Origin of the sequence: uncultured Mucilaginibacter sp., assembly GCF_903913935.1 — a bacterium.
In the GTDB taxonomy this organism is placed as follows: domain Bacteria; phylum Bacteroidota; class Bacteroidia; order Sphingobacteriales; family Sphingobacteriaceae; genus Mucilaginibacter.
Map to the genome: position 1 here is coordinate 1 of NZ_CAIWNH010000044.1, position 10,207 is coordinate 10,207.

Annotated in this window: 9 protein-coding genes; 4 read left to right on the forward strand and 5 right to left on the reverse strand. The window is 43.1% G+C overall.

Translation table 11 applies throughout. From position 1 onward, the window contains the following. The first annotated feature begins 258 nt into the window (after positions 1–258). A complete protein-coding gene (locus tag QZY09_RS01765) occupies positions 259–639 on the forward strand; it encodes a hypothetical protein (protein ID WP_295667415.1) in 381 nt (126 codons plus the stop codon). A 32-nt stretch (positions 640–671) separates the two neighbouring features. Here the strand turns inward: QZY09_RS01765 and QZY09_RS01770 are convergent, their stop codons facing one another. Together QZY09_RS01770 and QZY09_RS01775 are read right to left on the reverse strand one after the other, a co-directional pair. Further along, positions 672–1,055, reverse strand: coding sequence for a DUF3037 domain-containing protein (locus tag QZY09_RS01770; protein WP_295667417.1), 384 nt, complete (start codon positions 1,053–1,055; stop codon positions 672–674). Continuing rightward, positions 1,033–1,830 (reverse strand): HipA family kinase, encoded by a 798-nt coding sequence (locus tag QZY09_RS01775; RefSeq protein ID WP_295667419.1) that lies wholly within the window; start codon positions 1,828–1,830, stop codon positions 1,033–1,035. Before QZY09_RS01775 ends, QZY09_RS01770 begins: the two co-directional genes overlap by 23 nt. A 331-nt stretch (positions 1,831–2,161) precedes the next feature. On the opposite strand from QZY09_RS01775, the gene QZY09_RS01780 reads away from it, so the two are divergent. Next, entirely contained in the window at positions 2,162–4,600 is a 2,439-nt protein-coding gene (locus QZY09_RS01780; protein ID WP_295667426.1) for a TonB-dependent receptor, read from the forward strand. A 109-nt stretch (positions 4,601–4,709) separates the two neighbouring features. On the opposite strand, the gene QZY09_RS01785 is transcribed toward QZY09_RS01780, so the two are convergent. Both QZY09_RS01785 and QZY09_RS01790 read right to left on the reverse strand, forming a co-directional pair. After that, entirely contained in the window at positions 4,710–5,090 is a 381-nt protein-coding gene (locus QZY09_RS01785; RefSeq protein ID WP_295667428.1) for a DUF1634 domain-containing protein, read from the reverse strand. Between the two features lie 110 nt (positions 5,091–5,200). Next, complete coding sequence (locus QZY09_RS01790) at positions 5,201–6,037, reverse strand: sulfite exporter TauE/SafE family protein (RefSeq protein WP_295667431.1); 837 nt, start codon at positions 6,035–6,037, stop codon at positions 5,201–5,203. 204 nt (positions 6,038–6,241) lie between these two features. Here QZY09_RS01790 and QZY09_RS01795 point away from each other — a divergent pair, with 204 nt between their 5' ends. Continuing rightward, a complete protein-coding gene (locus QZY09_RS01795) occupies positions 6,242–8,080 on the forward strand; it encodes a UbiD family decarboxylase (RefSeq protein ID WP_295667433.1) in 1,839 nt (612 codons plus the stop codon). Positions 8,081–8,166: 86 nt separating this feature from the next. Beyond that, a complete protein-coding gene (locus QZY09_RS01800; RefSeq protein WP_295667435.1) occupies positions 8,167–8,832 on the forward strand; it encodes a hypothetical protein in 666 nt (221 codons plus the stop codon). 108 nt (positions 8,833–8,940) lie between these two features. Here the strand turns inward: QZY09_RS01800 and dacB are convergent. Next, positions 8,941–10,207: D-alanyl-D-alanine carboxypeptidase/D-alanyl-D-alanine-endopeptidase (dacB, locus tag QZY09_RS01805; RefSeq protein ID WP_295667437.1), on the reverse strand; the 1,267-nt coding region annotated here is incomplete at its 5' end.

The window sequence follows — 10,207 nt, forward strand, 5'->3', positions numbered from 1 at the left end:
ATTTTTTAGCAATTTCTTTTACATCTGGGAGAATTTCCAACTTAAATTATTGTTTAAAAAGCTACTTGTTAAGTGACTTAAATGTATGAATAAGTTTTTTTAAACGGTCGGCCAATTTTACTACTAGAAATTAGTTTTCAAGCGTAGAAAGAAAAAAAATCAAACTGAGACACTACCCTTTTTTAATAACTTTCATTTTGCCTGAATCACCGTTTTTTATAACTGAAAACCTTTTATGCAATTCAGCATTAATAGGGTATGGAACTAAGCACTCAAATAACCTGGTTATTTATCCTGGCTATCCCTATAGCCTGTATCGCCTGGACGGTAACCCACGAAGAAGTTTTTCGAGAACCGCGTGAGTATTGCTCAAGACGTTGCCACAACGGCAAAACCATTGCCGAGCGCAAGTTTTTTTACCTGTTTACCTGCGAGTATTGTTTTAGCCATTACATCGTCGCCATCATGTTGTTTATCACTCGTTTTCAGTTGTTGCTGACCGACTGGCGGGGCTATTTGATAGCCGGTTTTGCGTTGGTATTTGTTGCTAATGTGTATATGAGTTTGTTCGCACTGGTTAGGATTGATTTAAAAAAAGTGAGGATAGAGACAGAAATTGAAGAGAAAAGGAAGAAATAATTAGCCTTCTGGCTTCAAAACTTATTGCTTTATCAGAGAACCAATTGGCCAAACAGCTTATCCAGCGTTTCACCGGCGTCTTTGCAAAAACCGGGGTGAACTTTTGAGGTTTGCACAATGGTACTGCGGGTAGCCGTGAGCCAGCGAAAGCGGGACGCAGTATCCATTTTCCCGATGGGGCCTGCGTCTATATCGCCTATACAGATCCGTTCCATAGAGCAGATATGCTCTTTTAGTTCGGCAATGTCCAGGGCTGGTGCAAAAGCATTTAGCCGGGCTTCGTTAAGCATATATCTTGCCCGTAGAAATTTTTGTTTTGCACAAAAAACAATTACCCCGATATTCAGGAACTCTTCGCGCTCAACCCTTGGCACAACGCGGATCACCGCATATTCAAATAAGTATTCCTGCTGCATGCTGGGCTTCTTTTATAAAAATTTCTGAATGGGCTATCCTGGTCAGCAAAAACTCTGCATAAGCGTCTCTGTATTCCTCAGGCGACCTGAAAGCGGCTTCGCCGGTCAACCATTCATCAGGTATCAGGCTTGTTATTGCTTTGATGCGTTCAATAGTAAGTATGGCTTTATATTCCGTGTCAACCGCTTCCAATTCGGTAGCCCGTAGTAATAATACATGGTCTTTTACTTGAACAAACGGGCGTTTGGCCTGTTCGCGCCAGTTATCCCATGAGTGATGGAAATACAAGGCGGCGCCATGGTCTATCAGCCATAATTCTTTATGCCAGGTAAGCATATTGGTATTACGCGGCGTACGGTCAACATTCATTAACAAGCAATCGAGCCAAACAATTTGCGAAGCGGGTTTTGCATCCAGCCGGGTAATTGCCGGGTCGAACGTAATGGCGCCCGAAAGATAGTGCAGGGCCAGGTTCAAGCCAACGCTGGCTTTCAGCAGGTCCTGAATTTCTTCATCAGGCTCGGTGCGCCCAAAAGCTTCGTCCAGGTTGGCAAAAACAATCTCAGGCACTTTAAGGCCGAGCGCGCGCGCAATTTCGCCGCCGATCAATTCTGCTATTAATGCCCTGCCGCCTTGTCCCGCACCGCGGAATTTCAGTACATATAAAAAACCGTCATCCGCTTCGGCTATGGCCGGTAAAGAGCCGCCTTCGCGCAATGGCGTAACATAACGGGTAACATTAACGGTGCGTAATTGTGGCAAACTAAAATTCATTAATTTTTTGGCCCTTTGGCCGCGGTAAATTTAAAGCAATATTGAAAAGAAATCTATTTTTTGAATTTTTATAATTTTCAAAGGACGAAATATGTATACTGCCTGATACTTAAATACTGTATCATTTGCCGACTATACAGGCATATTTTAGTGAAATCAGACAATATGCTTATTGGTATAGATAATACGCTAATTGATATGTACAATAGTCTCATTGGTGTAATTGCTATAATATTTCGATCATTAAATTTATCGGCTAAATTATTGTTGGTATATTGTGGGCGATTTAATTAAAGGATAATTTTATAGATATTTTCTAAATAAACTATTAATGAAGTTTTTAGTCGGGTGCTTATTGTCAGCGTTCCTGTCGTGTTTTTTTTATAATTTACATGCGCAGGTAAATGTTACGGCTATAAGAGGCAAAATATTAGCGGAGAATAACTTATCTGCCGAAGGCGCAACTGTCATCCTGATAAAATACAAAGATTCATCCATCGTCAATACCGCGGCTGCGGGCACAAACGGCGCCTTTCAATTTACAAATATTAACGCGGACGACTACCTCATCCTGGTGAGCAAGGCTGGTTGCGAAAAGTTATATTCGGGGCCATACCCGGTAAAATCCGGCCAGATGTTTACTACGCCGGATATTTTTTTAAAGCTCACCATACAAAAGCTCAGCGGGGTAACGATAAACAGCACCCGCCCTGAACTTGAAGCCCAGCCCGGAAAGCTTATAGTCAATGTTCAGAACAGTTTAAGTGCACAGGGGAATTCTGCCTTTGATATTTTAAGGGAAACACCCGGCGTAAGAGTTGACAACAGCAATAATATCAATATCATCGGGCGACAGAATGCACTGATCACCATTAACGATGTACCCACCAGTCTAACCGGCGAGGATCTTGCAAGTGTGTTAAGGGGTATCCAGGCCAACACTATTGACAAGATTGAACTGATTACTGCGGGTTCGGCAAAAAACGATGCGGCGACCGGAGGGATTATCAATATCATTCTAAAAAAGGGAAAAAACACCGGATTCAACGGTTCGTTTACCGGCGTGGCCGGTTACGGTAAATATTATAAAAGCAATGCGGCGATTGTTTTTAATGATCGCACTGATAAAGTAAATATCTTTGGAAACTACAGTATTACTAAAAATAAAGAACTTCACGCAATTACTACCGACCGGGATGTGGATTTCAACGAAATATTAAGCCGTTATCATTCCGACTATAAAAGCCTTGTCGACAGGGCAATCAATAACTTTGGCTTTGGTGCCGATTTTTACCTGTCCAAAACTCAGACTATTGGTTTTTTAGTAGACGGGTCAGTAACTAACAACGATTTTGTAAAAAATAACTTCTTGAAAATTTATCACCAGTCGGTTTTTGATTCCACGGTAATTGCCAATTCAAGCCCTGATAGAAACATTACGCGCATAAACTATAACATCAATTATAGTGGAAAACTGGATAGCGCGGGGAAAACTCTTTCTGCAAATATTAACTACACCACCAATAACCGAAGTTCAACCGAGTACATAACAAATACTTTTTTTGATGCTTCCGGAAACCAAAGCGGCCCGCCATTACTACTGCAGAATTCTTCGCCATCAAATATCCGGCAAATGGTTTCCATGATCGATTTTGCGGATCCTGTCTCGAAAACTTCGAAATTTGAAGCAGGACTTAAATTTAGCAACGTTGTTAGTGTTAATAACCTGTTGTTTGGCCCTCAGATAAATGGTGTGTACACGAGCGATCCTAAATACAGCGACTATTTTAAATATACTGAAAACGTTAATGCCGCCTATGCAGATTACCAAACCAGGATGAATAAATTTGACCTGACTGTGGGCTTGCGTACCGTTCAAACCATTGCCAAAGGTAATTCAGACACCTGGGGCCAAGTAGTTAATTACAACTATATTGATTTGTTACCAAGCCTGTTGATGGCGTATAAAGCTGACGATAAAAACGAATATTCATTAAGTTTAAATCGTACTACAAAGCGGCCCGGTTATGAAGATGTGAACCCGTTTTTATATTATATAGATTTGTATGATTATCGCTCGGGAAATCCCAACCTGAGACCAGAATACACAACGAATATTGAACTGACCTATAGCCACAATAAATCATTTGCTGCTACCTTATACAGTAATGTCACCACCGAAGCCTATGAATTCAGGTATTACGTTCAAAATGACACCACCAAAGTAAATATCAATATCCCAAAAAACTTTGGCACCATTTATAATTGGGGATTGAGGCTTTTAACGCCGGTAACTTTTACGAACTGGTGGAGGGCCGATTTTAAACTGGATGCTTCCTACCAGCGTTATGTAGCTTATCCGCAAAACGGAAATTTAAACAAGGGAACCAAGGATATTATTTTATCGGGTAGTCAGAGTTTTAAAATCAGCAATTCGATTTCGGCAGGACTGATCGGTTTTTATGAATCGCCGAGTTTTTATGGCATAAGCCAGTTTAAAGCAAACTACTACGCAGATGGTTATATCAGCACACAGCTATTTGATAAAAGGGGTACGTTAAAGTTAAGTATGACCGATATTTTTAACACGCTGCGAGACAGGTTCAATACCAATTACCAGAACCTGAATTTTTCAGTAGTAGATAAAATTGAAACCCAGGTGTTGAAGCTAGCCTTTACTTACCGCTTCGGTAAAACAGCCTTTAAAACAATTGCGCATCCTACCGGCAACGAAGAAGAACAAAACAGGCTGAACAGTAAAGAGAACTAGTGTCATCCCGGCAGTCCTAAGTTGAAATTTTACCTTTTTCTCACTTTTAACTTAAGACTTTCGAATTGAGAAAAAGCGCCAAATCAGGAGTGATATAGCAATAGGTTAATTATCCCGCCCGGCCTGTCATCATGCTAAAAAAGATGATGGATAAAACCACCAGGCTGATGGCCACATACATATAATCTTTTTCGAGCACAAAACCGATTGTCGAAAATACAACCCTCATAATGGGCGTGGCAATAAGTAATACAATACCCAACTGGATAATAGCCTGCCCTTTAATATTTAAAATACCATAAATTATTCCTGAGGGGTGCTGCACAAAATCGGGTATTCCGTTAAATACTTTGTAATTGGCTATCGAATGACCGTGCCTAACCAAATAAAAGATGCCGCCAATAAAAACAATACTGATGGATATTATTGTACCGGCCCTCAACACCTGGGCCAGCAATAATTGCATGTCTTTGTCTTTAAATTTTATCATGTGTTTTAGTTCATTGTTAATAGTTCATGGTTAATAGTTCATGGTCAAAATAGCATTTAAATTAGCAATCGTCCTGCTATGAACTATGAACCATCAACTATGAACTGTCTTCAAATCCTTCCCGTAACCCCGTGATAGATCATTTGTACCGCCAGTACCGAAATTACGATCGCAAAAATATACCTCAGCCACCTGGATGATGTTGATTTTACCAATAATTTAGATCCTGTAAACGCGCCGAACAAAACGCCGATAACCACTGGCATGGATAGCCCCGGGCTGATGTAGCCCCGCTGCAAATAAACCACCGCGCTGGCTGAAGCTGTTACGCCGATCATGAAATTACTGGTAGTAGTTGATACTTTAAAGGGGATGCGCATAATGGTATCCATCGCAATCACTTTTAAAGCACCCGAGCCAATGCCGAGCAAACCCGATATGATGCCCGCAAAGATCATCATCACAAAGCCGCCGCCAACCCGGGTTACGCTATATTCAATAGTGCCGTTGTTGCCGGGATAACTGCCGCTGAGTTTTAACTTTTCGGTGAGGTAGCTTTTTTCGCGTACTATATTTTCAGCTTTCTTTTTTAATGAAAGCAGCGCCGAAAATATCAATATCAACCCGAAAATTACGGCAATATAACTTGTTGGGATATGCGTTGCCAGTATGGCCCCGCACATGGCTCCGGCGGTGGTGGCGATCTCCAAAAACATACCGAGCCGTAGGTTGGTAATGCCTTCTTTTACAAATGCCGCCGCCGAACCAGAGGACGTAGCAATTACCGAAACAAGCGATGCGCCGATGGCATAATGAATATCCACATGCAAAACCAGGGTCAGTAAAGGGATGATCACAAAGCCGCCGCCCAAGCCCGTTAATGAACCAAGTAAACCGGCAAAATAGGCGCCAATAAGGATGATCAGGGTAAATACCAGTGTGGTCATATAAATAAGCCGGTTATCTGTCGCAGCAAAAGTAATAATAACTTTTTTTAGGGGTCTACTTTAATGTTTGTCTATGGATTTAGGCGACTAATTGTGTTTATTGATACAAGGTAAAATTTTAAACGTTTCATGCCGGCAATTTTATATTCATAACCTTTATACACCGCATTACCTCTTCCCAATTCGTACATTTGTGCCATCAATATGAGCTACAAAAGTTTACAAGCCTGTATTACCGACCTCGAAAAGCATGGTCATCTGATCCGGATAAAAGAAGAAGTTGACCCATATTTGCAAATGGCGGCCATTCATCTGCGGGTATTTGAGCACGGAGGTCCGGCCATTTTTTTCGAAAACGTAAAGGGTAGTAAATTCCCGGCCGTATCCAACCTGTTCGGCACGCTGGAGCGTTCGAAATTTATTTTCAGGGATACGCTGGACAAAGTGAAAACACTGGTCGAACTAAAATCCGATCCATTAAAGGCCATTAAAAACCCATTTAAATATGCTAATGTAGCGTTAACAGCGCTATCGGCATTGCCGATGAAGGTTAGTAAAAACGCGCCCGTCAATTTCGCCAAATGCCAGATCAGCGATATCCCCCAAATTGTTAACTGGCCCAAAGATGGCGGGCCCTTCATTACCATGCCACAGGTGTATACCGAAGATATGGATAAACCCGGCATCATGAATGCCAACCTGGGCATGTACCGCATCCAATTGGCAGGTAATGATTATATTTTGAATAAAGATATCGGCTTGCATTACCAGTTGCACCGTGGCATCGGCGTTCATCAAACCAAAGCCAATGCCAAAGGGCAGCCGCTGAAGGTGAGCATATTTGTAGGCGGTCCGCCATCGCACCCGGTAGCCGCAGTAATGCCTTTACCCGAGGGGTTATCAGAAATGACTTTTGCCGGGGCTTTAGGCAACCGCCGTTTCCGTTATTTTTATGACGAGGAAGGTTTCTGCCTTTCGGCGGAAGCTGACTTTGTGATCACCGGAACGGTTATGCCGCATGACAACAAACCAGAAGGCCCCTTTGGCGATCATTTGGGCTATTATAGTTTAAAACATCCGTTTCCGCTATTAAAGGTGCACAATGTGTATCACCGAAAAAATGCTGTATGGTCGTTTACCGTGGTAGGGCGCCCGCCGCAGGAAGATACCAGTTTTGGCGCGCTCATCCACGAAATCACCGGTTCTGCCATCCCGAAGGAAATTCCAGGTCTGCACGCAGTTAACGCTGTTGATGCTGCTGGTGTACATCCTTTGTTGTTTGCTATCGGCAGTGAACGGTATACGCCCTATTCAAACGAGCGCAGGCCGCAGGAGATCCTGACCATCGCAAATCATATTTTAGGAAAAGGACAACTGAGTCTGGCTAAATACCTTTTTATCACCTCAAAAGAGGATGACCCAAAGCTTGATGTAAACGACATCGGTGGATTTTTAAAACATATCCTGCAGCGGATCGACCTAAGCCGCGACCTGCATTTTTACACCAATACCAGCATCGATACGCTTGATTACAGCGGCAGCGGCCTCAATTCGGGCAGTAAAGTGGCCATTGCGGCTGCAGGGGAAATTAAGCGCGAACTTTGGGCAGAATTACCCGCTGATTTTATCTTGCCCCGCCCTTTTGCAAACTATAAAATGGTTATGCCCGGTGTACTGGCAGTTGAGGTGCCAAAAAATATAAAACACAGCGATACCCCGCTGATTTTTGAGATCCTGGAGGAAGAATTGGGCGTTACCGACCTGGATGGACTACCATTAATGGTTTTGTGCGATGATGCCGACTTCACTGCTAAAAATCTAAATAATTTCGTGTGGGTTACCTTTACCCGGAGCAACCCGTCGCATGATATTTATGGCATCAACAGTTTTATTGAAAATAAACACTGGGGCTGCAAGGGCCCGCTGATCATTGATGCACGTATCAAGCCACACCATGCCCCGGTATTGGAAAAGGATCCGGAGGTTGAAAAACTGGTGGATAAGATGGGGGAGAAGGGCGGTGTTTTACACGGGATTATATGAGGAAAAAAGGCGAAAGTAAAAGGTTTTTATTTTGTAGAATGATGATAAAGAAGAATTATACCCTATTGGTTTGTTGCTTGTTAATAATGTTTTTTTCGTGCGGTAAAAAAGCACAAAATATACCGCATTACACCATCTCCAAAGAATTTAAAAGCGATACGCTAACTACCCTGGATGTGCATATCGCCAATCGGTTAACCACTGCTCAATTAGTGTTGATAGCCGGAAAATTGAAAACAGACAGTGCGCAAATAAAAAACCTCGCGATCCATTTCCTGCTGCCGGGCAATAGTGATATCAGTGCAGGCGATAACAGTTACTACGCTTCGATAAAATATTTGGAGGACAAGCAGGTTAAATCAACCGATTCATTAAAAGACGATAATGGTAACGCGGTACGCTTTCAGCAATTTGGGTTAGACAGTGCGAAAGCCCAAACATTACTTTCACAACAGCCGGCAGTGATCACGGGTAAAAATGTACTTGGCAAATTTGTGGATGATTATGCTAAAACGCTCATCATCCCTTTTAAAGATCCAACAGACAAACGTGACCAGTTGTTTGTGATTGAAGTAGATGGATTAGGCGATATAGTTTCTTCCACAGTTCCACAGAAAATAGTTGATGGCGGTGTTGAGAAATGGATGGTAGATAAAAACGGCGACTATATCACGATTAAAGACAGCGTACTTGCCCAATACCCCTCAAATGGTTTGGGATTGCCGTTTAATAGTATACGATCGGGGATTTGATGCATTTGGTAGAAGACGCGAAGCATTGCGTCTCTACGATATCCCGGGTCTGTGTACACCGTTTTAAATTCCACAACGCCGTAAACTCTTTCCTCAGCAGGTTGCTGGCTACTTCAACTCATCCAAAACCCTGAATATTTTCTCCTTCACAGCACGGCTTGATCCATTAAAATTATTCACCATAATGCTGAAACAAAGGTCGCGGCCTTTATAGGTTTGATAGCCGGCATAACATAGCACATTTAGTATGCTGCCGCTTTTCATTTTCATATTGTTATAGGTGGGCAAGCTTTCAAAAAAATCAGTGAACCAGCTTTCTTTTTTGGCTGATTGCAGGATCGTGGCGATGGTAAGGGTCGTTACCCTGTCGCCGGGCGACAAGCCGCTGCCATCAAAAATATTCAGCGAATGCGGGTCGACACCCCTTGCTCTCCAGAAATCCTGCAACACTTCCACCCCATTTTCGGTGGAGGGCTGTTTGCCGGCTTTCCAGGCAATAGTTTTCAGTAATTGCTCCGCGTAAAGGTTAATGCTTTTTTGGTTGAGCCAGTAAATGATCTGGCTTAATTTGGGTGAAAGGATGATGGTTAAATTGGTAGCGATCTGCGGCGCGGGCAAACCTTTTGCGGTTAAGGTGCCCGTAGATTCCGGCTCGTTGCTCACCAAAATTCCCAGCTTTTTTAAGGTATCGGCTAACCGGTAGGCTGCATCATAAGCAGGGTCGGGCAGGGCAACAGCAATACTTTTTTTACTTTGATCGTCTGCATAAGTTCCCCGCAGGTACATCAGTTTGCCGCCAACGGGTAAAAAGGCATAGGCTTCATCACCCGTGCCTGAAGCGGCATTTAGCAATTCGCTTTTAAAATTAAGGTAGGGTATCGCAGGCACTTCGCGGGCTATTTCAACCGGGCTGCCAACCCTGCCGGGTTTAAATTTAATATCGAACTGGTTTTCGCGCCAGGTAAGGCCCGAAGTTCCCGCGCCATAATAATTGCCCACATCCATCCAGATCCATCCGGGGGGAATGGACTGCGAGCCGAAAACACTGTCGTCACCAATAATCCTTCCGTTAATTTTTTTGATGCCCGCCTTTTGCAGCGCACCGACCATTAAACTAAGGATATGGTTCTCATGTGAACTTTCATACCGCCAGCTGCCCAGGGTAGGATCGCCTGCACCTTTGATAATGACATCGCCGTTAAGTGTCCCGTCAGGGCTGATCGATCCAGAATAGCCAAACTGGGTTTGGTACTGAAAATCCTTTCCCAATAAATTAACAGCGGTAATGGTCGTAATGGTTTTCAGGGTTGACGCCGTTGCCAGCCCCATATTTGGATTGCCGGCAACTACGGTTTCGCCGGTTTTAGCGTCCAAA

Coding starts and splice junctions, on each gene's coding strand:
- QZY09_RS01765 (WP_295667415.1), top strand. CDS start 259: ATGGAACTAAGCACTCAAATAACCTGGTTATTTATCCTGGCTATCCCT.
- QZY09_RS01770 (WP_295667417.1), bottom strand. CDS start 1,055: ATGCAGCAGGAATACTTATTTGAATATGCGGTGATCCGCGTTGTGCCA.
- QZY09_RS01775 (WP_295667419.1), bottom strand. CDS start 1,830: ATGAATTTTAGTTTGCCACAATTACGCACCGTTAATGTTACCCGTTAT.
- QZY09_RS01780 (WP_295667426.1), top strand. CDS start 2,162: ATGAAGTTTTTAGTCGGGTGCTTATTGTCAGCGTTCCTGTCGTGTTTT.
- QZY09_RS01785 (WP_295667428.1), bottom strand. CDS start 5,090: ATGATAAAATTTAAAGACAAAGACATGCAATTATTGCTGGCCCAGGTG.
- QZY09_RS01790 (WP_295667431.1), bottom strand. CDS start 6,037: ATGACCACACTGGTATTTACCCTGATCATCCTTATTGGCGCCTATTTT.
- QZY09_RS01795 (WP_295667433.1), top strand. CDS start 6,242: ATGAGCTACAAAAGTTTACAAGCCTGTATTACCGACCTCGAAAAGCAT.
- QZY09_RS01800 (WP_295667435.1), top strand. CDS start 8,167: ATGTTTTTTTCGTGCGGTAAAAAAGCACAAAATATACCGCATTACACC.